This is a genomic window from Paraburkholderia sp. BR14374 (assembly GCF_040948685.1).
GTDB classification, from domain to species: domain Bacteria; phylum Pseudomonadota; class Gammaproteobacteria; order Burkholderiales; family Burkholderiaceae; genus Paraburkholderia; species Paraburkholderia youngii.
In genome coordinates, this window is sequence record NZ_JBFPKF010000003.1 from 466,510 (window position 1) to 488,774 (window position 22,265).

At 60.6% G+C, this 22,265-nt stretch carries 24 protein-coding genes and 1 pseudogene; 11 read left to right on the plus strand and 14 right to left on the minus strand.

Annotated elements, in window-relative coordinates; genetic code table 11:
- Positions 1-199: 199 nt before the first annotated feature.
- Positions 200-856 carry a peroxiredoxin gene (locus AB3X86_RS09275; protein WP_176120989.1) on the plus strand — a complete coding sequence of 219 codons (657 nt, stop codon included), beginning with the start codon at positions 200-202 and terminating at the stop codon, positions 854-856.
- A gap of 57 nt (positions 857-913) precedes the next feature.
- Positions 914-1,981, plus strand: coding sequence for a rhodanese-like domain-containing protein (locus AB3X86_RS09280; protein ID WP_368595720.1), 1,068 nt, complete (start codon positions 914-916; stop codon positions 1,979-1,981).
- Between the two features lie 30 nt (positions 1,982-2,011).
- Here the strand turns inward: AB3X86_RS09280 and AB3X86_RS09285 are convergent, their stop codons facing one another.
- Positions 2,012-3,016 (minus strand): DMT family transporter, encoded by a 1,005-nt coding sequence (locus tag AB3X86_RS09285; protein ID WP_368595859.1) that lies wholly within the window; start codon positions 3,014-3,016, stop codon positions 2,012-2,014.
- 445 nt (positions 3,017-3,461) lie between these two features.
- Positions 3,462-4,406, minus strand: a complete 945-nt coding sequence (locus AB3X86_RS09290) for a LysR family transcriptional regulator (protein WP_368595721.1) — start codon at positions 4,404-4,406, stop codon at positions 3,462-3,464.
- Between the two features lie 124 nt (positions 4,407-4,530).
- Here AB3X86_RS09290 and AB3X86_RS09295 point away from each other — a divergent pair, with 124 nt between their 5' ends.
- The gene (locus AB3X86_RS09295) at positions 4,531-5,748 is read left to right on the plus strand and encodes an FAD-dependent monooxygenase (RefSeq protein ID WP_368595722.1); all 1,218 of its coding nucleotides are present in this window, start codon (positions 4,531-4,533) and stop codon (positions 5,746-5,748) included.
- 161 nt (positions 5,749-5,909) lie between these two features.
- On the opposite strand, the gene AB3X86_RS09300 is transcribed toward AB3X86_RS09295, so the two are convergent.
- On the minus strand, positions 5,910-6,242 hold the full coding sequence (locus AB3X86_RS09300; RefSeq protein ID WP_176106930.1) for a hypothetical protein: 333 nt from the start codon (positions 6,240-6,242) through the stop codon (positions 5,910-5,912).
- A 73-nt stretch (positions 6,243-6,315) separates the two neighbouring features.
- Positions 6,316-6,534 carry a hypothetical protein gene (locus AB3X86_RS09305; protein WP_368595723.1) on the minus strand — a complete coding sequence of 73 codons (219 nt, stop codon included), beginning with the start codon at positions 6,532-6,534 and terminating at the stop codon, positions 6,316-6,318.
- 40 nt (positions 6,535-6,574) lie between these two features.
- On the opposite strand from AB3X86_RS09305, the gene AB3X86_RS09310 reads away from it, so the two are divergent.
- On the plus strand, positions 6,575-7,792 hold the full coding sequence (locus AB3X86_RS09310) for a TIGR03118 family protein (protein WP_368595724.1): 1,218 nt from the start codon (positions 6,575-6,577) through the stop codon (positions 7,790-7,792).
- 55 nt (positions 7,793-7,847) lie between these two features.
- Here AB3X86_RS09310 and AB3X86_RS09315 read toward each other — a convergent pair whose 3' ends face one another.
- Both AB3X86_RS09315 and AB3X86_RS09320 read right to left on the minus strand, forming a co-directional pair.
- A complete protein-coding gene (locus tag AB3X86_RS09315; RefSeq protein ID WP_368595725.1) occupies positions 7,848-8,585 on the minus strand; it encodes a transporter substrate-binding domain-containing protein in 738 nt (245 codons plus the stop codon).
- Positions 8,582-8,800 (minus strand): hypothetical protein, encoded by a 219-nt coding sequence (locus tag AB3X86_RS09320; RefSeq protein WP_368595863.1) that lies wholly within the window; start codon positions 8,798-8,800, stop codon positions 8,582-8,584. Before AB3X86_RS09320 ends, AB3X86_RS09315 begins: the two co-directional genes overlap by 4 nt.
- Here AB3X86_RS09320 and AB3X86_RS09325 point away from each other — a divergent pair.
- The 3 genes and pseudogenes from AB3X86_RS09325 to AB3X86_RS09335 all read left to right on the plus strand — a co-directional run.
- Positions 8,724-9,305 carry an RNA polymerase sigma factor gene (locus AB3X86_RS09325; RefSeq protein ID WP_176106926.1) on the plus strand — a complete coding sequence of 194 codons (582 nt, stop codon included), beginning with the start codon at positions 8,724-8,726 and terminating at the stop codon, positions 9,303-9,305. The two genes, AB3X86_RS09320 and AB3X86_RS09325, sit on opposite strands and share 77 nt — an antisense overlap.
- 12 nt (positions 9,306-9,317) lie before the next feature.
- Positions 9,318-9,626: a hypothetical protein gene (locus AB3X86_RS09330; RefSeq protein ID WP_176120997.1), complete on the plus strand. Its 309-nt coding sequence runs from the start codon at positions 9,318-9,320 to the stop codon at positions 9,624-9,626.
- An 82-nt stretch (positions 9,627-9,708) separates the two neighbouring features.
- Positions 9,709-9,843 (plus strand): annotated as a pseudogene (locus AB3X86_RS09335) (SAM-dependent methyltransferase); the annotation flags it as partial.
- Positions 9,844-9,973: 130 nt separating this feature from the next.
- On the opposite strand, the gene AB3X86_RS09340 reads toward AB3X86_RS09335, so the two are convergent.
- Positions 9,974-10,522, minus strand: a complete 549-nt coding sequence (locus AB3X86_RS09340; RefSeq protein ID WP_368595726.1) for a carboxymuconolactone decarboxylase family protein — start codon at positions 10,520-10,522, stop codon at positions 9,974-9,976.
- Positions 10,523-10,846: 324 nt separating this feature from the next.
- Here AB3X86_RS09340 and AB3X86_RS09345 point away from each other — a divergent pair, with 324 nt between their 5' ends.
- Positions 10,847-11,263, plus strand: coding sequence for a plastocyanin/azurin family copper-binding protein (locus AB3X86_RS09345; RefSeq protein WP_176121000.1), 417 nt, complete (start codon positions 10,847-10,849; stop codon positions 11,261-11,263).
- 120 nt (positions 11,264-11,383) lie between these two features.
- Here the strand turns inward: AB3X86_RS09345 and AB3X86_RS09350 are convergent, their stop codons facing one another.
- Together AB3X86_RS09350 and AB3X86_RS09355 are read right to left on the minus strand one after the other, a co-directional pair.
- Complete coding sequence (locus AB3X86_RS09350) at positions 11,384-12,799, minus strand: UbiA family prenyltransferase (RefSeq protein WP_368595727.1); 1,416 nt, start codon at positions 12,797-12,799, stop codon at positions 11,384-11,386.
- Between the two features lie 147 nt (positions 12,800-12,946).
- Positions 12,947-13,117, minus strand: coding sequence for a hypothetical protein (locus tag AB3X86_RS09355; RefSeq protein ID WP_368595728.1), 171 nt, complete (start codon positions 13,115-13,117; stop codon positions 12,947-12,949).
- 574 nt (positions 13,118-13,691) lie between these two features.
- On the opposite strand from AB3X86_RS09355, the gene AB3X86_RS09360 reads away from it, so the two are divergent.
- Complete coding sequence (locus tag AB3X86_RS09360; RefSeq protein WP_368595729.1) at positions 13,692-15,296, plus strand: hypothetical protein; 1,605 nt, start codon at positions 13,692-13,694, stop codon at positions 15,294-15,296.
- Between the two features lie 189 nt (positions 15,297-15,485).
- Here AB3X86_RS09360 and AB3X86_RS09365 read toward each other — a convergent pair whose 3' ends face one another.
- Both AB3X86_RS09365 and AB3X86_RS09370 read right to left on the minus strand, forming a co-directional pair.
- A complete protein-coding gene (locus AB3X86_RS09365) occupies positions 15,486-15,752 on the minus strand; it encodes a hypothetical protein (RefSeq protein ID WP_368595730.1) in 267 nt (88 codons plus the stop codon).
- Between the two features lie 194 nt (positions 15,753-15,946).
- Positions 15,947-16,858, minus strand: a complete 912-nt coding sequence (locus AB3X86_RS09370; protein WP_368595731.1) for a CHAD domain-containing protein — start codon at positions 16,856-16,858, stop codon at positions 15,947-15,949.
- 239 nt (positions 16,859-17,097) lie between these two features.
- On the opposite strand from AB3X86_RS09370, the gene AB3X86_RS09375 reads away from it, so the two are divergent.
- The gene (locus AB3X86_RS09375; protein WP_176121004.1) at positions 17,098-17,466 is read left to right on the plus strand and encodes an NUDIX hydrolase; all 369 of its coding nucleotides are present in this window, start codon (positions 17,098-17,100) and stop codon (positions 17,464-17,466) included.
- Between the two features lie 66 nt (positions 17,467-17,532).
- On the opposite strand, the gene AB3X86_RS09380 is transcribed toward AB3X86_RS09375, so the two are convergent.
- Positions 17,533-18,774, minus strand: a complete 1,242-nt coding sequence (locus AB3X86_RS09380; protein ID WP_368595732.1) for a cystathionine gamma-synthase family protein — start codon at positions 18,772-18,774, stop codon at positions 17,533-17,535.
- Positions 18,775-18,976: 202 nt separating this feature from the next.
- Between AB3X86_RS09380 and AB3X86_RS09385 the strand changes: the two genes are divergently transcribed.
- Positions 18,977-20,602 (plus strand): DHA2 family efflux MFS transporter permease subunit, encoded by a 1,626-nt coding sequence (locus AB3X86_RS09385; protein WP_368595733.1) that lies wholly within the window; start codon positions 18,977-18,979, stop codon positions 20,600-20,602.
- Between the two features lie 10 nt (positions 20,603-20,612).
- Here the strand turns inward: AB3X86_RS09385 and AB3X86_RS09390 are convergent, their stop codons facing one another.
- Positions 20,613-21,011, minus strand: a complete 399-nt coding sequence (locus AB3X86_RS09390; RefSeq protein ID WP_368595734.1) for a hypothetical protein — start codon at positions 21,009-21,011, stop codon at positions 20,613-20,615.
- Between the two features lie 93 nt (positions 21,012-21,104).
- Positions 21,105-22,100: an aldo/keto reductase gene (locus AB3X86_RS09395; RefSeq protein WP_368595735.1), complete on the minus strand. Its 996-nt coding sequence runs from the start codon at positions 22,098-22,100 to the stop codon at positions 21,105-21,107.
- Positions 22,101-22,265 lie beyond the last annotated feature (165 nt).

The window sequence follows — 22,265 nt, forward strand, 5'->3', positions numbered from 1 at the left end:
TAACGCGCTATATTTGAGTTCTCACTGCGCGATGCGGCGATGCGCTACTTGCCGCGCGAGTATGCGCCGCGAAAGCTTCATCTATCGTTGTGAGCCTTGGTGATTTTCAATCCCCGAGATTAACCGGGCTCGTGTTGGACCGTTGCAGACAGGCCTCGCTCGGGTCTTCCGCTTAACCACGACTTCACAGGACGGCAATATGTCACTTCGTATCAATGACACCGCGCCCAATTTCACCGCGCGGACCACGCAGGGCACCATCGATTTCCACGACTGGATCGGCGACCAATGGGCGATCCTGTTTTCTCACCCGAAAGACTTCACGCCGGTTTGCACGACTGAACTGGGCTACATGGCGAAGATCGAGCCGGAGTTCACCAAGCGCAACGCGAAGCTGATCGGGCTATCGGTCGATCCGGTCGAAGACCACGAAAAATGGGCCAAGGACATCGAGGAAACGCAGGGCGCCGCCGTCAAGTACCCGATGATCGGCGACACCGACCTCGCAGTCGCCAAGCTGTACAACATGCTGCCGGCCGACGCGGGCGATACCAGCGAGGGCCGCACCGCAGCGACCAACGCGACCGTGCGCTCGGTTTTCATCATCGGTCCTGACAAGAAGATCAAGCTGACGCTGACCTACCCGATGAGCACCGGCCGCAACTTCGACGAAATCCTGCGCGTGCTCGATTCGATCCAACTGACCGCCAAACATAGGGTCGCGACGCCGGTCAACTGGAAGCAGGGCGAAGACGTGATCATCACGTCGGCGGTCAGCAACGAAGAGGCGCAGCAGGTGTTCCCTGGCTTCAAGACCATCAAACCGTATCTGCGCACCACCAAGCAACCGCGCTGACAGATGCGGCACGGCGGCTGTTCGCGGCCGCCTCGCCGATCTTCTCGAGAGATACAGATGATTTTTCGTCAGCTGTTCGATCCTGTTTCGTCGACCTACACGTACCTGCTCGGCGACAGCGGCGAGGCAATGCTGATCGACCCCGTCTACGAGCAAGTGCCGCGCGATCAGGCGCTGCTGCGCGAGCTGGGCCTCTGGCTGCTTACTACGCTCGATACCCACGTGCACGCCGATCACGTAACCGGCGCATGGCGCATGCGTTTGCGTTGCGGCAGCGAGATCGGGCTTGCCGCGGTCGTGGGGGCGAAAGGCGTGACGCGGCCGCTCGCGCATGGCGATCGGATCGACTTCGGCACGCGTCACCTGACCGTGCGCGCGACGCCTGGCCATACGAATGGCTGCCTGACCTACGTGCTCGACGATCAGAGCATGGCCTTTACTGGCGACAGCCTGCTGATTCGCGGCTGCGGCCGCACCGATTTCCAGCAGGGCAGTCCGCAGCAGTTGTTCGCGTCCGTGCGCGAGCAGATCCTGTCGCTGCCAGACGGCTGCCTCCTCTATCCCGCGCACGATTATCGCGGCATCACCGTGACGAGCGTGACCGAGGAGCGGCGCTTCAATCCGCGTCTGGGCGGCGACGTCGACGTCGGTGATTTTGCCGGGTACATGAACAACCTGAATTTGCCGCATCCGAAGCAGATGGCGGTCGCGGTGCCCGCGAACATGCGTTGCGGGCAGCCGGAAGGCGGCGCCGAAGTTGCGACCGAAACACCGGATTGGGCACCGTTGACGCTGCGCTTTAGCGGGGTGTGGGAAATCGAGCCGATGGCGCTGCTCGAGCATGGCGCGAAGTTTCAGATCGTCGATGTACGCGAGGCGCCGGAGTTCATCGATCGTTTGGGTCATCTGCCGGACGCGAAGCTGGTGCCGCTGTCGCAATTGACAGCGCGGCTCGAAGAACTGGATCGCGAGCGGCCGGTGGTCGCGGTGTGCCGCTCCGGCGTGCGCTCGGCGCAGGCGAGCGTATTGTTGACGAAGGCGGGGTTCGGCAAGGTGGCGAATCTTGCCGGTGGGATGCTGCGGTGGCGGACGGAGGGGTTGCCGGTTGCGTCGGACAGCGTTTGACGGGAAGCCGACGCTACGGAACCCGCGAACTCAGCCGCGACCCTGAGGGCCCACGGCGACCCCGGCCTTCGAACAGCCAGCGCTCCGTCGCGCCGAGCGCGTAACCAGCCAGATTCCTCCGCATACCAGCACCAGCGCGACGAGATTCTTCAATTCCATGATGTTCTCGTTCAGGCAAATCGCGGACAGCACGGTACCGAACACGGGCACCAGGAAATTGAAAACGGTAACTTTGCCGACCTGGTTATATTTCAGCAGAAGACTCCACAACGTGAAGGCCGCCGCAGACAGCAACGCCAGGTAGGCCAGCAAAGCCATCGATCCCAGCGTGAACGCGTGCAACGAACCACCGGTCGCGTACCCCGCCGCAAGCAGAACGGCGCCGCCAAACCCGAGTTGATAACCGGTCATGACCATCACGTCCATACTCTGCGAAATGCGCTTTCCGTAAATCGATGCAGCGGATAGCACGAATGCGGCAATCACGATAAAGCCTTCGCCGGGCAAGGTGAATGCAAATTCAAACAGACCGTCGCCGAAATTGACGACCATCACGCCGACGAATCCCAGCAGGCATCCAAGCGCTTTGCGTGGCGAGACCTTATCGTTCTTATAGATGAAATGGGCAAGCAGCACGCTGAAGAAGGTCGTCGTGGAGTTCAGGATCGAACCGCGAACGCCGGTCGTGTAGGCGAGACCGATATAGAAGAAAACATATTGAATGGCCGTTTGCGTGAAACCCAATAGCATCAGCTGTCCGCTATTGCGTCGATTCAATTCGAAAACAGGCTTCTTTGAAAAGGCAGCAAGAATCAACAACAACAGTCCCGCGAGCACGAACCGGTAGCCCGCGAAGATCAGCTTCGAAGGAATATCGTTTTGTGTGATTCCGAGTAACGCGTAGCCAATTTTAATTGCCGGGTATGAACTGCCCCAAAGCAGGCAGCATAGCGTCGCCACGATGACGAGCACTTTCGGTTGCGTGAAAAACCGCGCGGAATCGCGCGATCCGGTTGTGGCTGAAGGCACGGACATTTTTCGGGTGATGTTGTCTTTGTGCACTATGTGGGCAGGCCACAGCAGTGCTTTTTTATTGCGGTATCGCTTATTTGCTTTTCAGTGATACCGCATGAAGGCTTCGCGAAATTATACGCAAATGCAATTGTAATGTCAGGGAGGAGCGGCTGCCTCGCGCTAGCCATGCGTCGAACGTCTACGCGAATTAGGCCGCGAATACTCATCGGCCATTGCGCGAAAGGCCACGGGCGACCGGACGTTACGCCGGCTGCTATGTGCGCATCACTGTGTCGGGCGATCTTCCGACCATACGCTGGCGAGTGGTGCGCACCTTCACACCTGCGGCGCAGGCACCCGTGGGTCCAATCATTCTGCGCCGATCGCGCGATGCCCGCTTGCGCGGCTTCACGCGGTCCGCACGCCGATTGTCGATCCGCGTGCGAGTCGCGTTTGCAAAAAAGCCCTATTTCTTCCTCACGTCCCGCGCTCGCCTGCCACTCGTCGCCGTATCCGCGAACAGGTCGATCACGACCTCGCGCAGCCAGCGATTGCCTTCGTCGTGATGGACCCGTTCGTGCCACAACAAATGGATCGGCGCGGCGGGCAGCGTCATCGGCAGCGCGCGCAGGCTGAGCGAGAACGGCGTGGCCAACTCCAGTGCGAGACGCTCTGGCACCGTGGCGATCAGGTCGGTACGTTGCAGGATGTAGCCCACGCTCATGAAGTGCGGCACCGTCAGTCGCACCTGACGCCGCACGCCGCGCCGTTTCAGCCACTCGTCCACCTGACCGTGGCCGGTACCGGCCGACACCACCACCAGATGCTCGGCTTCGCGCCACGCGGAAAGCGTGAGCGGCGCCTCTTCGAGTGGATGGCCGCGTCTGAACAGACAGACGTAGCGCTGATCGAACAGACGTCGCTGATAGAAACCGCCCTTCAACTGCGGCAACAGTCCGATCGCCAGATCGACGCGGCCGTCGGCCATCTCCTTGCTCAGATTGATGCTCGTATTGCGGACCGTATTCATCGCGACGCCTGGCGCGACGCGCGACAATCGTTCCAGCAATGCCGGCAAAAACACGACTTCGCCGATGTCGGTCATACCGATCGTCATCGTTCGCATTGCGCGCAGCGGATCGAAGCCCGTCACCGGATTGAGCGCGGCGTGCAAGGTGGCGAGCGCCTGCGAGACCGGTTCCGCGAGACGCAGCGCGAACGGGGTGGGCACCACACCGCCCGGCGCGCGCACGAACAGCGGATCACCCAGCAGGCGGCGCAGCTTCGCGAGCGCATTGCTGACGCCCGGCTGGCTCATGTTCATTTGCTCGGCGACGCTCGCCACGCGCCGCTCCTGCATCAGCCGCTGGAAAAGCAGCAGCAGGTTGAGGTCGAGATCGCTCAGTTCCATGGCTTCGACATGACTAAAAGGCCATTCACTTCGGTGATGAAGGAGATTCATTTCATCTTATTGAGCAATGACGGTCTAGTGCTGAAAATACCGACACGATAAACCCGCATATGGAGACACAATCATGACCCGGATGGACCTGAGCATCGCGATCGTCGGCGCCGGCATCGGCGGCCTTACGCTGGCGCTCGCACTACGCGAGCATGGCATCGACGCGCAACTCTATGAGCAGACCGACGAGTTGCGCGAAGTGGGCGCGGCCGTCGCGCTGTCGGCCAACGCGACGCGCTTTTACGAGCGCATGGGACTACGCTCCGCGTTCGACGACGTGTGCGCCGAAGTACCCGGGCTCATCTATCGTGACGGCCGCAGCGGCAGCGTGATTGGCCATCATCGCGGCATGCCCAGCTATCGCGAGCAGTTCGGTGGCTCATACTGGGGCGTCCATCGCGCCGATCTGCAGGCGGTGCTGTCGAAGGCGGTCGGTCTCGAGCACATCGAGCTCAGTCATCGGCTGGTCGATCTCGTGCAGCATCCCGATCGTGTGAGCCTCGCGTTCGACAACGGTCGGCGCATCGATGCCGATCTCGTGATCGGCGCCGACGGCGCACGCTCGATCACGCGACGCTGGATGCTCGGCTACGACGACGTGCTGTATTCCGGTTGCTCGGGCTTCCGTGGCATCGTGCCGGCCGAGCGCATGGACCTGTTGCCCGATTCGGAGACGATCCAGTTCTGGGTCGGGCCTGGCGGCCATCTGCTGCACTATCCGATCGGCGACAACGGCGATCAGAACTTCCTGCTGGTCGAGCGTCATCCGTCGCCGTGGCCGTCGCGCGACTGGGTCATGCCGTCGACCGAAGGCGAACAACTGCGCCTCTTCAAGGACTGGCATCCGGCCGTCGTGCAGATGATCACGGCGGTGCCGATCAGTCAGCGCTGGGGCCTGTTTCACCGTCCGCCGCTCGGCCGCTGGAGCAAGGGTCGCGTGACGCTGATCGGCGATGCCGCGCATGCGCTCGTGCCGCATCACGGCCAGGGCGCCAATCAATCGATCGAAGATGCCGTGGTGCTGGCCGCGCAACTAGCCAAGGCGGGCCCAGGCAACTGGCGGGAAGCGCAGGAGGGCTACGAGCGTCTGCGACGGGGCCGCACGCGCAAGGTGCAGTACGCGTCGATCAGCACCGCGGACGTGCTGCATCTGCCGGACGGCCCCGCCGCGCAGGAACGCAACGCGCGGCTTGGGGCGCGCGATAGCATGCTGCATCACCTCGACTGGATTCACGACTTCGATGCGCTCGCGCAGGAGCCGAGCGACCGGCAAGGGGGCACGTGGCTTTGAGCCCGTCCGTGACGCTTCGATAGCCAAGCGGTTGGCCGCGTGTGACGGCCATGCCTCTGCTATTCGACAAACTGGGCGCCGGTCGCAATTACACCTACGCCGCTGCGAACGGAGCGTTTGTGCCGCACTCGTTCGCAGCCGACGGTCATTTTTGCCAGCTGTTAATGGCCGGTAGCGGCCGGCGATACCACGCTCGGGGTCGCCAGCGTATTGTTGGTTTTGGGCGCGGGGGTGGCGGTCGTCGAGCCGGTGTCGTTGCTCGGCAGGCCCGAATTCGGCGCCTTGGCGCCCATGCCGCTGTCCGAGTTGGTGTTGCCTGGCATGCCGTAGCCGCCTGACGTTGTGCCATTCATCTGATTCGACGGACTGGCGGTGCTGCCTGCGTTTCCGGTCGAACCGCTGCCGCTCTGACCTCCGGCCATCTGCGCAAAAGCGCCTCCCGACAGCGAGAGTGCGGCGACGGCCGCGACTAGTGTGATGGTTGCCTTGCTCATGATCCGCCCCTCCTTGATTGGACTGGAAGATAGACGCAGACAGTTGTCGCCTGCGCTACAGGAAATGTCGCAATCAGCGTGCCGCGCGTTTTCTCAGGTGCTGAATCGACGGTGGAACTTCACGCAATGACGGCTCGATACAAGTTTTTGGCCGCACGCATGGAATAGTCACGCCCCATGTTCGTTGCGTACCAATCGCTTTTGTCTGGACGAACTCGACCATTGCGATCGCACGAGATCTGCCGCGAATCAGCCGCTCCGCCGGAATAAACCCCATGCCGTGCTCGTTCATTGAGCGTTAGGTCCTTTGGGGCAGAACAAGGAGTGCGGTCATGAAGTCTCTACTCGCTATATTCGGCGTCGTTGCATGCGGCGCGGTCGTCGCGACTCTGGTGTCATGCGGCGGCGGGGGCGGCGGTAGCTCGAATTCGAGCAGCACGAGCACGCCGGTTCAGTCGTCGTTCACAGCGACGGCGCTCGTATCCGATGGCGCGGTGCCGGCCGCACACACCGACGCAAATCTGAAAAACCCTTGGGGCGTCGCGTTCAATCCCAGTGGTTTCGCGTGGGTCGCGGACAATGGCACCAATGTCGCGACGCTCTATGACGGCAATGGCGTGCCGCAATCGCTGGTCGTCACGATACCCGACGGCAAGAATGGGTCGGCATCGCCGACGGGCATCGTGTTCAACGGAACACAAAGCTTCCTCGTCACGGAAAACGGCAAGTCCGGAGTCGCCGCATTCATCTTCACGGGCGAAGGCGGCACCATCACCGCTTGGGCGCCCGCCGTCGGGCCGACCAATGCGTTCGTCATGTACGACGATGGTGCCGGTGGTGCCGTCTATAAGGGCCTCGCGCTCGCCGCCATGAACAATGGCAACTTCCTCTACGCGACGGACTTCCATAACAACAAGATCGACGTCTTCGATACCTCGTTCACGAAGGTCTCGATGCCCGGCGCCTTCACGGACCCGGCGATGCCGGCGGGCTTTGCGCCGTTCGGCATTCAGGCGATCGGCTCGAATCTGTTCGTCACCTATGCAATGCAGGACGCAGCCAAACACGACGATGTCCCGGGCGCGGGGCTCGGCATGGTCGATGTGTACGACACCGCGGGCAATCTGAAGCAACGCTTCGCAACAGGCGGTCCGCTGAACGCGCCGTGGGGCATTGCGCAGGCGCCCGCGAGTTTCGGCTCGATGAGCGGCGCAATCATAATCGGCAATTTCGGTGATGGCATGATCAATGCGTTCAACGCATCGAGCGGGCAGTCGATGGGACCGATCAGTGGACCGAACAACAGCCCGACCGTCGAACACGGCATATGGGGCATCGCGTTCGGCAACGACCTCAGCAATCAGCCTTCCAGCACGCTCTTCTTCGCGGCAGGCCCGAATAGCGAAGCAGATGGCGTCTACGGAAGAATCGATCTGAATACGGCAACGTCGAGCTCAGGCACGGGCACGGGCACGGGTACGGGCACGGGTACGGGCACGGGCACGGGTACGGGCACAAGCGCGGGCGGAGGGATGAGCGTTGGAATGTAGCGCCAAGCGCGCAATGGACAAGCGCCGCTCTTGATGCGAGAGCGGCGGGATTTCTTTATCCTCGACCCGCGAGAGCGGGATCGATCTCGTTGTGTGTCAGGCCGAAAGCCGCCATGCGAGCACGATGATCCGGTGAGCCCAGATATGAACGAAGGGCCTGGTTTACCGCCTGGATCAGATCGCTGTTACTTCTATTGAACGAGAATGCCCCGAGCGGCGGCTTCTGCTGCTGGCCCTTCGTTCCCGGTTCGTGCGCGACGGCCTCGAGCATTGAGCCTCCGATCCGGTTTGCCACTATCCGATTCCCCAAGGCCGTGCTCGCATAGGCATCGATGGCGCCGGAGAGCACCGCTTCGATAGCATCGGCCTGATGCTCGAAGACGCTAATCTGATCCTCGCTTACGCCAGATGCTCTAGCTGAGGCGTGCTGAACCTGTCCGGCTATGATGCCAACGCGCGCGTCAGCGCGTTTGGCGAGTGACGCGTAGCTGTCGAGCGCTTTCGGGTTTCCACTCCGAACCAGAAAACCGTCTGCGATCCCCCATACGGGGACGCTGAACGCGACCCTATCGGCGCGTTCGCGCGTGACGAACAGCGGAACGTTCATATCCCATCTGCCTGCTTCGACGCCGGGCAGGAGTTCACTAAACGATGTCAGATGGTGCTCGATCCGGGTGGCACCGATCGCCCGAAGGACCGTGTCGGCCAGACCGATGTCGGCACCGGTGGCAGTACCATCTGTTTCCATCCAACCGAACGGGGGCTCTTCGATGTACGCAATCGTGACCTTCATGGCTGGGTCTCCCACTTCTTGCCGTTACGTAATGGTCGCAAGCCTGCTACGCATTGCATCGCGCGAATCGGCAGTTTCTCAGGGAAAAAATTTTCGCGCTCGCCACAATATTCGCGCTGCTGAAACGTCTTCAGGCGCATGGAACCGCCACCCACCTCGCACCCGATGACCGACCGAGACAGCGACATCACCGCGACCGTGGTGCGCGAGCGCACGAGGCTCGTCAATTTTATCCGGCGTCGGATACGCGACCCGGACGATGCCGAGGACATCCTGCAGGATGTGTTCCACGAATTCGTGCAGGCTTACCGGCTTCCGGCTCCGATCGAACAGGCGAGCGCGTGGCTTTTTCGCGCGGCGCGCAATCGCATCATCGATCGTTTTCGCAAGAAGAAAGAGCAACCGCTGGCCGATCTGTCCGAGGCCGAGGACGACGCCAGCGGCGAGTATCGCCTCGACCTCGCGCTGCCGGCGCACGATGCCGGTCCCGAAGCCCTCTACGCTCGCGCGGTATTGCTCAAGGCTCTGCAGGATGCGCTCGATGAATTGCCGCCGAATCAACGTGAGGTATTTATCGCGCACGAACTGGAGGGGCGGTCCTTCAAAGACATGGTGGCGGAAAGCGGCGTCGCGCTCAACACGCTGCTCGCGCGCAAGCGCTACGCGGTCTTGCATCTGCGCGCCCGACTGCAGGCCATTTACGACGAACTGGATATTTAGAGGAGTCGACGGATGAAGTTTCGAATCAGATGCGTGGGTAAAGCGCTGCTCGTGGTGGTCGCCATAGCGGTGCTCGGGTTGGTGGTGATGACGCTATGGAATTGGGTGATGCCGGCGCTATTCGTTGGCGCCCGCGCGATCGACTTCGCGCATGCGTTGGGCTTGCTGGTTTTGAGCCGCATCCTGTTTGGCGGATTCCGCGGACATGGCGGCTGGCGCGGACGGCGTCACTGGCGAAAATGGGAAGCGATGACGCCTGAAGAGCGCGAGCATTTTCAGGCGGCATGGCGATCGGGCCGCGACCGGCGCGACGGAGATTGAACACGCGCAAGGAATCGACGGTCGACTGCAAACAGCGGTCGGGCGTGATTGCGCCGGTCGTGCGGTCTTTGTGTGGCGGCGTGTTCTCGCCGACAATATGTACACAGCCGAGGACGCCGTTCGGCCATACAAGCGCTACCTCGACGGCGATTCGCGCTTTTCCACCACGACGCTGAACTTTGAATCGGGAGTCAAATTTACCGTTGTCGTGTCTTAGGCAGAATTCGGTTCATGTGCTTGACCGAAAAGGCATGCAGGCGAAAAGGCCCTTTCCCCGTGAGGAAAGGGCTTTACCAGGCATTCCGCGGCAGCGGGCTCTATTGCTATTCACGCCGCCCCAACTTGCATCAAGCCTTCCATTCGTAGGGCTGCAAGAGTTCTTCGAGCGGCGGCTGGGTGACGTTCGCGGTGTAGTTCGTCATCGTCGAGGCGGCGACCACGAGGACGACATCAAGCACCAGCGCCTGATCGAAGCCGGCCTCGGTGAACGCAGCGATGTCGTGGTCGTCGATGCGGCCGCGCTTTTCGATCAGCGTGCGCGCGAGGCGTGACAGCGCCGCAAGCTTGGCGTCCTGCGGGAAGCGGCGTTCGCGGATCGCCTGCACGTCGGTCTCGCTGAGGCCCTCCTTAAGCCCGAGGAATGAGTGGAATGCGACCGGCCAGGCGGAGCCATTGGTCACCGCATTCGTGAGCAGCAGTACCTGCATCTGCTGTTCGTCGAGGTTGCCGCCGTGCGCCTGATTGAACACACCCACGAGGGCGGTGATCAGTCTCGGTGAGCCCGCCATTTTGGCAGGCATATTGGGCACCATACCGAAGATCTCGGCGAGGCTGTTCAGCGCGGGCTTCGATTGTGCGGGTGCGGAGTCGAGCGTATAGGTGGCAAAGTTGGCCATGGTATTTCCTTGAGGTTCGGGGGATATCGCTGGGTACGTTCGGGCGACATGCACAGATTAGTCAGAGGCGCGAGTCCCGCCAATTACATGGCAGGTAATAAACGAACCACAATATTCACGGGGCGCGGCGAGCAAAGCGATATGCCGGGCCTCAGCGGACTTACGGAATAAGCCTTCCGCCGCGCACGTTTACTGCACGTATCGCGCAATTCACGAAGCGCTAATGCCATCGCACAGGCAGGGGTATCTGTTTGTCCGATGAATTGGCTGCGGCAATCGCTCGACGCCAGACACGCGCGATATGTCGATTCAAAGGAGGGCGTCATGTATGCCACTTACAGAATCACCATCCTCGCAGGTGTGATCGCGCTCGGGATGACATCGCATGCAAGCTGGGCGGAGCAAACCGTTGACGCAACATTGCTATCGGACTCGATCCAGCTCGGGACGCACACCGTCAAGGCGGGTCCCATCACGCTTGAAGTCAAGAATGCTGCGGACAACAACATGGAACACGAACTCGTGGTGCTCAAGACAGATCTCTCGGACGATGCACTGCCCGTCAGCAAAGGACAGGTGCTGGAGCGCAGGCTGAAAAAGATCGGCGAAGTGGAAGACATCGCGCCGGGCAAGAGCAAGCGCGTGTCGTTCAAGCTTGCGCCCGGCCACTACGCGTTAATCTGCAACAAGGCGGGACACTATGCAGCGGGAATGCACACGGCGCTCGTCGTTACGCCGTAGAGCATGCTTACTCACAAGCGAGCCACCGCAAACGGTGTTCGCCTTCACCAGGTGGCAGTCGCAGCGGAGCGTGGTTCTGTGCATGCATGGCTGGGCGCAGAATAAAGAGCTAGCGTTTGATCAAATCGCAAAAAGGACTGCGGCTACGCAAAGCATCATGATGACCAGGCTAGAACGGTTCCTGAACGCATATACGATCGGGTCGTCATGCATCTGGCCTCGGAACGCTACCATCCAGACGCGGCTGATCCAGTACAGCACGAGAACAAAGAAGATCCAAAGCCTGTGGGGATGACGATACAACCCCGTCACGGCAGCAGAATTCATGTAGAGCGCAAGAACGAGCACCGCGACATAGCCCGCAGCGGGTCCAAACGAGCGCACGATGCTCATGTCCGCCGTCAGATAACCTCGGCCAGACGTGGAGTTTTTGCCCTCCCGCTGCATTTTGTCGAGTTCGGTATAGCGCTTCACCAACGCGAGACTGAGGAATATCATCACCGAGAACATGATTAGCCAGTCTGACGGCACGACATCGACCGCCGCGCCCCCGGCCACGATGCGGGTGGTATAGAGCGCAGCCAGCGTGAAGACATCTACGAGCATCACCCGCTTCAGGTGGAAGGAATAAGCGAGTGTCATTGCGACGTAACACGCCAGCACCAGCTGAAACGCCGGCGGCAGGAAAACCGCCAGGCTCGCCGATGCCAGCAACAGGACGAACAACATGCCAATGCCGCTAACTAGCGGCAACTCGCCTGACGCAAACGGACGTTTGCACTTGCGACTATGGCGCCTGTCCGCGTCGAGATCGAGCATGTCATTCAATATATATACCGAAGACGCACACAAGCAGAACGAAAGAAATGCGATCCCGGCAACCTTCAGTGCGTCGACATTCGTGAAGCGATGCGACGCAAGAAGCGGCACGAAGATCAACAGGTTTTTCACCCACTGATAGACGCGCATTTCCCGTACGGCCAGTCTGAAGAGAGACCGTTTGTTATCGAAGATGACCGTGGTTTGATTCACCTTCCGCGCGGCCGCCTGGATGCTCTTTCCTCCAACGACGATCGCCGTGCGCGACTGCTTCCACACCGGCAGATCGGCTCGCGCGTTTCCGCAATAGTCGAACCCTTGCACGCCAAACTCCGCCGTTAAAACCGACGCCTTGTTCGTGCCTGACAGATTGATCGACTCGTTGCTCGACATCACCCCTTTGAAGAATCCGAGGTGACGCGCGATCTGTTCGGCAAACCGTTGATTCCCCGCAGTGCAGAGATAGAGGTCGCGGCCGGCCGCGCTCTCTTTCTTCAGGAAGTCGATCAGGCGTCGGTTGTATGGCAGCAGTGACACGTCGATTGCGGCGCGTTCGGCTATTTGCGCTTTTAGATAACCCTTTCCACGCAGCAACCATTCCAGACAATAAAGCAGATAGAGCGGATTTCGCTTGACGAGGGCGAAAAACGACTCGATCAGAAGATCGCTGGACGTCAGTGTCCCGTCCAGATCAACGCAAAGTGGAATGGCAGCCATAGTGACCTCGATGTACCTGAATCGTCGTCAAACCTTCCAAAGTTTGAGCAATGCAAAGCCGCATTGAGCCGCTGGATCAGCCCGCGAGCGCACGCGCCGCTGCCGCGACCCATTTCTGCGTCGTCGGCTCGGTCGGGTTCTCAACTTTCATGGCGTTGCAAAAGGAGTCTGGCGAGCGCAATCGCCGGCTCTTCCAGCCACGAACATCTCCTGATTCCAGTGAATTTTTCTACTTGAGAAGCGCAACTTCGCCAGGAACGCGCCATGCTGTAGTGAAGGGTGCGCGCACGCTCCCTGCATGAAGATCGTGATCGTCATGCACTCGATCCTTGTCTGACCGCATCGATCTGTCGATAGGGGTAGCACGACAGATTCATGCGCGGACAATGAGGCCAATTGCTGGCTATCGCCTGTTCGCTGCGCAGCAGCGAAACGTTAGAACCTGCAGCGAGCATAGACCTGCCGGCTCTAAGCGGTGTCACAGGGGCTTGGAATGTGGTGATCTTGGCCGATAACGTTGAACACTCACCACGTCAGGGTGCACGCCTCGACACTCAAAGCACCACCCATCGAGCCGCGTTATTTGCGGCGCTCCGACAGCAGAAAAGTGCCTTGGCGGTTCGCGCAATGCGAGCTTGTGCAACGCCACACAAATGCACATAATCGGCAGTAGTGTTCGACATCGCTATCGTTCCTCCTCTACTTCGTTCATCCCAACCCCGGCCGTGCGTTGTGTTGTCGTGGGCATGCTTCGATGGTCAGAGCGGTGACCTGATAGAGGGCGGGCATGCGTCGACGGACGAGGGGTCTCCATCAACCAGAGAAGGCCCGCTTTTCTACGATGACGAAAGACGCCATTCAGCGCGTGAACTCCACGCGGAAATCGATGAGGATGCAAACAGCCCTCGAGCGTGTGAACTGGACGCAGTTGTGCGACCAGATTCTCATCTTCGTATTCGGCTCGTCGCTATATGCCGCAATCCTCTACAACTTCGACATCAATAGCGGCGTGCTGGCGGGAATCTGGGCGTTCGCGATCGTTGTAGCCGTCGTCATCTATGGCTATGTTTCCCGTTTCGAATGGCGCACCACGATCGTTACGGTACTATTCATCGCAGTGGTGTTGTTTGCTTTCGGATTCCTGCGGGAATTCAGTTTCGACGGCTTGAACTACCACGTCGCGACACCGCTATCGATAGACCACACCCTAAACGGCATCGCCGATACCGACGCACTGGGCGGAAGTTTCTGGGCCGAACACTACCCCAAGGCATTTGAATATTTTGCATACACGGCCAAGGTTCTGGCTTCACGATTCAATAGTGGAAAGTCATTTACGCTATTGCTCAGTGTTCCTGCCTGTGTTGCTCTAATGCGTGTGCTCCAGTCAGCGGGAATATCTGCCAGAGCTTCACTGATTGCTTCGGCTTGCTGCGTTTATAACCCGGTGGTGCTCGGCCAGGTGACGAGTTTTTATGTCGACGCTGCGCATTACTTCTGCTGGGTCATCTTTTCTGTCCATTTGCTTTTCGCCCTCAAGCGTAGGCCTTATTCCAGAGTTCAACTAGGTATCGCACTCGTGCTTCTGATCGGCTCGAAGCTGACGGGACCGGCCTTCGCCGCCATCTCGATCGCTGTTCTCTTCACAGCGGCGTTCATTGGTGGCGAAAAGAGACGCTTTCTAACTCAGAACCGGGGAGTTATCGTAGAGCTGGTCATCTGGTCTTTTGTTGCTGTCGCAGTGATCGGCTATTCGCCGTACGTGGAGAACATAGTCGCTGGAAAACACCTTTTCTACCCCGTGCTGGGCAGCGACAAGGTCGATATCATCGGTGGAAGAGTGTCAGCAGACTTTCTTGCAATGAATCCTTTGCAAAGGATATTCCTCTCGTATTTCTCGCTGCCGCTGGATTGCAGGCCGTGCGAGAACGCGGAGCCTACCTTCGTCCCGTCATACGCACACTTGCGCGACGCGTTTATCGCGCTGCACACGGCTGCTACGCGTTTTGGCGCATTCGGGCCCTTCTTCGGGGTTATGTTTATTGCGTGCATCGCTTCTTTGTTCTGGAGGAGGAGAGGCGGCGGTGAGATTGCGAAGATATTTCTTCTCGCGACGTTAGCGAGCGTCCTGCTACATCCGCAATCTTGGTGGGCCCGCTACGTCCCGATGTTTTATATGGTCCCTTTTCTGGTGATTGCGGGCTTTTCATCCGCTCGGAAACTATTCCATGTGGTAGTCGCCGTCGCCATCGCGAACTCGGTTCTCGCTGCGGCAAGCGTTACCGGCTACCTCCTGCTGAAGGAAACGCACTACAAAAACCAGGTGGCTGCAGTGCGCACCATGTGCGGTGAAGAACCAATATTGCTAGCATCTTCGGAGATGAATTGGGAAGCGGATTTGCGCGACGACCGTCTCGTTGTTGTTGCGGCGGGGAGGCATCCGGCCAATTCGAGTTGTCCCGTGAACTTCGACGAGATGATGGTAATGAAGAAGTAGGCGTCTAGCGCGTAATCCTCTCTATTGCTCAAGCGACAGAATGGGTCGTCATTGTTCTGCAGGACTGCGGCGGGTCTGCTCGCTGAAGACCACTGTCGAGTGGCACCGATCTATTTGAGCCCCAAACGCTGCCTGACCAACCTGTGCAACTCGGGAAGAGCTTTCCGGCGCACGAAGGATTCTGGGTCCTCAATGTCGATTTCGTGAAGAGTCTGATTGGGCGCGGCTAAGGGGACTGAAATCGGCACCCCAGATCTTGCGTTCTGCGGCGGTATCCAGGTTCCTACCAATTTCCTGATTGACGGTCACAAGCACGTCGCTGCCGATCACATCGTCGATGATGTTTGGCGCTTGAACAACGACACCTCCGTCGAGCCCGCCAATTGCCGTGGTCCAGCTGACCGTTTGCTCTGGCTCCAAAGTAAAAAGCCCGCCTACTGAACGATATTGAGCCATGGTGTTAGGGCCTCCAATGCTCATCTTGCGGATATGCAAAGATCATAGGTCATTCCAGCGACAATCAGCAGGCATATGCGCTCGCCGCCAAACCCGGCAATGCCCACATCAAAGACGCATTTGCGGTGTAGCGCAAAACGAAGCTATTCGGGAGATGACGCAAAGCGAGCGTCAACGAACTGATCCGGCCCGTCTCAGCCAGAGATGGCTCGAACCTGTCGCGATGCCGCCTGCATCCGTTGGGACTTCTGTTTTTCCAACCATTGCAGCGATTCCTGCACGACCTCGGGCGGAACTTCATTGAAAGACGCGTTGCGAATCAGCGCCTCGCTTGCGGCAATGTCGTTGAACTGCCCCAGCTTGTTCTGCACGGACGTCAGTTCCTTGATGGTGCGACCGTGTCTGCCTTTGATAACGGGTTGAAAAAACTCCAGCAGGTACCTCAGTTTTTTGCCTGCTTTTCTGACATCGTGGAGATCCTCCTCGTGGGGGTCCACGCTACGTGCAGCGCGTTTGCTGCGCTTTTGAAGTGCGCGTTGCGCTAAACGGACCCGCTTTTCGGCGAACGCCCGAATGGCTAGACCGTCGCAGCGCGACAGCAGTGTGGTTTGCGCGCGAAGCAGGGCATCGTTCAGGAACGCCTCGACATCGTCGCTTTTGATCGTCGTCTGACTATGCACGACCGCCTGCGCTCGCCTCTCGCGCGCCGCGGCCAACAGCGGTTCGATCGAGGCGCCGGACTGCTGGGCGGCTTTCAGCAGATCGGCTGCAATGTCCCAGTCACGCGTTCCGCCTGCGACGGCCGCAAGACGCTTGAATTCTTCCGTGACTTGGGCGGTCGATTCGTCTCCGAGGTATGGGGAGTACGCCCAGTACAAAGCCCGAAGCTTTCTGAAAGCAACGCGAAGCTGATGAAACCCTTCGGCGTCGCTCTGCGTGGATAGCTCTTTTGCCCTTTGCACGGCTTCAGCCACCACCGGCGCCGCGAGCGACGAGAAGGTACTGGCAATGGAACTCGATTTAGACAGTGATGAACCGGCCGTCCGGCGGTTGACCTTGAAGAGCGCATTTGGCCGTGGCAAGGACCAGTCACCATCCATATCCATTGAAGCCTCGAATCGGAAAAAATATACTGCCGAGACCTTACCACAGGAGTTTCGATCGCCGCGATTGTGACGCGCTGATGACAGGCTTTAACGTGCCGCGCGTTCATGGTCCGCGCTTCGAAAACATCACCGCATTCTGCGGTTCTGTATTAGCATGCTCAACTATGTCTGATAACGCCCGATACGCCGCCGCGTCGTGAGCGTCTTGAGAGCATCCAGGGCATAAGTGGGAGTTCGGTTTGAAGAAACGCGCCACCGTGATCTGTCGCAGAGGTAAGCGAATCCTTCTGGTCGCACGTAGTGCATCAAAGTGGGCTTTGCCGGGCGGGATTCTCAAGCGTGGCGAACACCGCACTGACGCCGCACTTCGGGAGCTCAAGGAAGAAACACAACTCTCCGGGAAGTCAGCCAAGCACCTTTTCGACTTCCGCGGCAAGCAGAAGCACCATCACGTGTTTTCCTGCGAAATTCCGAATCGCGCCAAAGCTCGCCCGAGTAACGAAATATCCAGGTGTCGCTGGTTTCACCTGGATGACATTCCTCGCCTCGTGACCAGCGGGCCGACAACCGATATCGTGAAGCTGATGAATCAGCGGCGCAGGAAGTAGCACTGCCAGCGGTGAGACGAGCGAGACCGGCGCACCAGTCTCGCCCCAATTTCAAAGTCCCGCCAACTACGCCGCCAACTTCAACGCCTGCGCAAAATCGGCAATCAGGTCGTCGATGTCCTCGATGCCCGCCGAGAGCCGAAGCATGCCGTCGGAAATTCCCATCGCCTTGCGCGTTTCCGGCCCGGCTTCGAAAAAGATCGTCGGCGCAACGGGAATGATCAGCGTGCGCGTGTCGCCGAGACCGGTCGCCTTGACCGGCAGCTTGAGCGCGTTGACGACTTCGACCATGCGATCCGCGTTGAGCAACTCGAACGACAACAGCCATGACGCGCCCTTGAACAGCGTCTGGGCGATCTCGTATTGCGGATGGCTTTTCAGGCCAGGATAGAACACTTTGCCGATCGCTTCGTGCCCTTCGAGAAACTGGGCGAGCGCGAGCGCATTGTCGCTGCTCTGTTTCACGCGCAAGGCAAGCGTTTCCGCGCCCATCGCGATCGAGTGCGCCTGCTCGGACGACAATGACGCTCCCATGTCTCGCAGGCCCTTCTTGCGGATCTGCAAATGCCCCTGATCCTTCGCCGCCGAGCGCCGATAGTCGTCGGCGATATTCGGATACGCGCTCCAGTCGAACAGGCCCGTATCCGTCACCGCGCCACCGAGCGCGGCGCCATGACCCGCGATGGTCTTGGTCAGCGAGTTGATGACGAGGCTCGCGCCGACCGCCTTTGGCTTGAACAAGGCAGGCGAGGTAATCGTGTTGTCGACCACGTACGCGATGCCGCGCTCGCGGCACACGTCACCGATACCTTGCAGGTCCGGAATCTGCGTGCCCGGATTCGCGATGGTTTCGACGAACACCATGCGCGTATTCGGCCGGATTGCGTTCTCCACGTCGTCGAGGTTGCACGCGTCGACGGTCGTCACTTCGACGCCGAGCGCCCGCAATGTGCCGAACAGACTGTTGGTGTTGCCGAACACGTAACGGCTCGACACGAGATGATCGCCCGCGCGCAGCAGCGTGAGGAACGTCGCGGTGATGCCTGCCATGCCGGTGCTGAAGCAGACCGTGCCGACGCCTTCTTCGAGGCTGGTGATCTTGCGCTCGAGCGCGGCGGTGGTGGGGGTGCCTTGCCGTGCGTAATTGAAGCCGCCTTTCTTCGTGCCCTGGAACACGCCGATCAGGTCCTCGACGCGCTCGAAACCATATTGCACGGACGTATGAACTGGCTGACGCAAGGCGCCGTGCTCAGTGCCCGCGGTTCTGTCGCCGTGAACGATGCCAGTGGTGAAACCTTGCTTGTCCATTCCTTCTCCGCTTTTTCAGATCGATTGCTTCCGACCGATTATCGCCTGTAACCGTCCGCCGGCGAAGTCCTTAGCGTCCCGCCGGGCGGCGCCGGGCGCTCCGAATGGGCAAAACGCGCTCCGCGATGTTGCGCTGCGGGGTTGACTAGCCTCGGTGGCACGCACAGGCTCTAAGTCTCCATCGACCAGCACTGGAGGAAACGTGGCCAAGCCGAATACGGCGCGCATCATTGCCGCGCAGGCGAGTCCGTGCGACGAGCTCGTCATCCGCACACAGCCCCTCATGATCGACCGCCCGTGCCGGCGCAAGCGGCTCGCGCTCGCCGCGACCATCGCTGGTTCGAGCATGGCGTTCATCGATGGCTCTGTCGTCAACGTCGCGCTGCCGTCCATTCAGAGCGAACTCGGCGCGAGCGTCGCGGCGATGCAGTGGGTCGTCAACGCGTATCTGCTGTTTCTCGGCTCCCTCGTGCTGGTCGGCGGATCGATGGGCGACAAACTCGGCCGACGCACGGTGTTCATTGCGGGCGTCGGGCTTTTCACGCTGGCGTCGGCCGCTTGCGGGTTTGCACCGAATGCGTCTGCGCTGGTCGCCGCGCGCGCGGTGCAGGGCATTGGCGCGTCGCTGCTCGTGCCCAGCAGTCTCGCGATCATCGGCGCGGTGTTCGACGACGCCGCGCGCGGCCGGGCGATCGGCACCTGGGCGGGCGTCGGCGCGATCACGTCGGCCGTGGGGCCGGTGGCGGGCGGCTGGCTCGTCGATGCGTGGTCGTGGCGCGCGATCTTCTTCCTGAACGTCCCCCTCGCGGCGCTGACGATCGCGCTCGCGATATTGGCGGTGCCCAACAGCCACCGCGCCGATGCGCCGCGACAGCTCGACTGGCCCGGCGCACTGAGCGCGGCCACGGGACTCGCCGCGCTGACGTTCGGCCTGACCGAAGCATCGGCGCGTGGCTTCGCGCATCCGCTCGTATTCGGTGCGATTGGCGCCGGCGTGCTGATTCTCGCCGCATTCGTGATCGTTGAAGCGCGCAGCCCTAACCCGATGGTGCCGCTCGATCTGTTTCGCTCGCGCGACTTCACCGGTGCCAATCTCGTCACCCTGCTGCTTTACTTCGGCCTTGGCGGCGCGTTCTTCTTCCTGCCGTTCACGCTGATCCGCGCGCATGGCTTCAGCGCGACCCAAGCGGGCGCGGCGCTGTTGCCGGTGCCTTTCATCATCGGTCTGCTATCGCGCTTCACCGGCGGTCTGACGAGCCGCTTCGGTTCGCGCGCGCTGCTGACCGTTGGCCCGGGCGTCGCCGGAATCGGCTTCACGCTGCTGGCGCTGCCGTTCGTGCGCGGCAGCTACTTGACTGGATTTTTCCCCGCGCTCGTCGTGCTTGGGCTCGGCATGACGATCACCGTCGCGCCGCTCACCACGACCGTGATGGGCGCGGTGCCGAGCGACCGCACAGGCGTGGCGTCCGGCATCAACAACGCGGTTGCGCGCGTGGCGGGCCTGCTGGCGATTGCGGTGCTCGGCATCGTCTTCCTGTGGTCGCATCACGCGGCGCTATCGGCGCGCCTCGACGAACTGCACATACCGCAAGATGTGCGCCAGAGCGGGCAACTGCTGGCGCCGGTCGAGCAAGCGGGAGCGGCAGCGGCAGCAAGCGCCTCGCCTGCGCCGCGCGACACAGCCGTGGCGCGCGCGCAAGCCGATTCGATGACCGACGCGCTGCGCGCCGTCGCGCTCGTCTGCGCCGCGTGTGCGTTCGCTGGAGCGGGGCTGGCGATGGCCACCCTCCAGCCGATGAATCGGGCGGCGGTAGCGCGCCCGCAGTGAGAGACGAAACTCAGTGGTGAACGGGCCGTACCGGCGACCCCGTCGGGCGGATCACCGCGGCCGCTCGTGCCTCGATTCTTTCCGCGGACGAAGTAGGCTGATGCGGAATGGTTGCGCTGTCGTACCCGTTCATTTGTTCATCGATGACGAAGTCCGCGACTCTCATCGCGTCTATCGCGTTGCCGTCCACGTCGTTCCACTCGCGAATCGCGCGATTGATCTTGGTTAGCGCGGTGACGGCGAGCAGGATCGCGTCGGTCTCGGTGATCTTGCCTTCGAGATCATCGACGAGGTAATCCGCAACACGTAGCGCCGCGCCGATCAGATTGCTGTCGTCGCTCAAGTCCGTCAGTACCGCATGAACCACTGCGAGGCAAGCATCTTTGCGTGCAAGTGCGATGTCCGTCATGAGGTTCTCCAGAGTCGAGGTGCCAGCACAATTTACTCCGAGTGCTCCCTGCATGTCGAATGCGCCCGCGGCGAAGCCGCCACCGCGTTGCCTTTACCAGCGCTGGTGGACGTGGGGCGCGATATGGTGCTGATAGATTTCCCGGACCCGCTGCATGAGCTCGTCGGACAGCGGCGCGAGGCTCGCGGCCGATACGTTCGACGCCGCCTGGGCGGCGTTTTTACTGCCAGGGATGATGACGGAGACGGCATCCTCCATCAGGATCCAGCGCAGGGCCAGTTGCGCCATCGAGGCGTCCACGGGTACGAGGCCGCGCAGTTCGTCGACCGCCTTCAACGCGACGTCGTAGGGCACGCCGGAGAACGTTTCGCCGACATCGAACGCCTCGCCATGCCGATTGAATGCACGATGATCGTCCGACGCGAAAACCGACTCCGCGGACAGCTTGCCCGTGAGCATGCCGCTGGCCAGAGGCACTCGCGCGATGACCGCAACGTCTTTCTTTTGCGCCTGCCTGAAGAACAGATCGGCGGGACGCTGACGGAACATGTTGTAGATGATCTGGACCGAAACCACATTCGGATATTCGATCGCCTTCAGCGCTTCTTCCACCTTTTCGACCGACACGCCGTAATAGCGGATCTTGCCGGCGGCGACGAAGTCGTCCATTGCGTCGAACACTTCGGGACGGTAGTACACCTCGGTCGGCGGGCAATGCAGCTGCACCAGGTCGAGCGTGTCGACGCCGAGGTTCGAGCGGCTCCGGTCGATGAACGCGTCGAGCTCGCGCCTGTTCAGATAGCCGCTGGTCACATGCGGGTCGAGTCGGCGCCCGAGCTTCGTAGCGACGATGGGACGTTCGCCGCCTCGTTGCCGCAGCACGTCCCGGATGATCCGTTCCGAGCGACCGTCGCCGTAGACATCGGCCGTGTCGATGAACGTCACACCGTTATCGAGCGCGGCGTTCAGCGCGGCCTTGGCGTCATCTTCCGCAACACTGCCCCACGAGCCGCCGATCGCCCATGCCCCAAAACCGATTTCCGACACATTCCAGCCGGTACGACCAAATTTTCTCGTCGAAAGCGTCATTTGGATGTTCATCCTCTGTATTTGCGAAGTTACGTCGCAGGTGCTTCATTGTCCTTGCAGGAGTGCCGGCGACCTTGGTACGTAGTGTAGCAAGCCGGCACGGACGTTGAAGCGGATGGAGCATGCGTCGGGCGGAGCCGGGGCTCGCCCGCGCGATGCGATGAA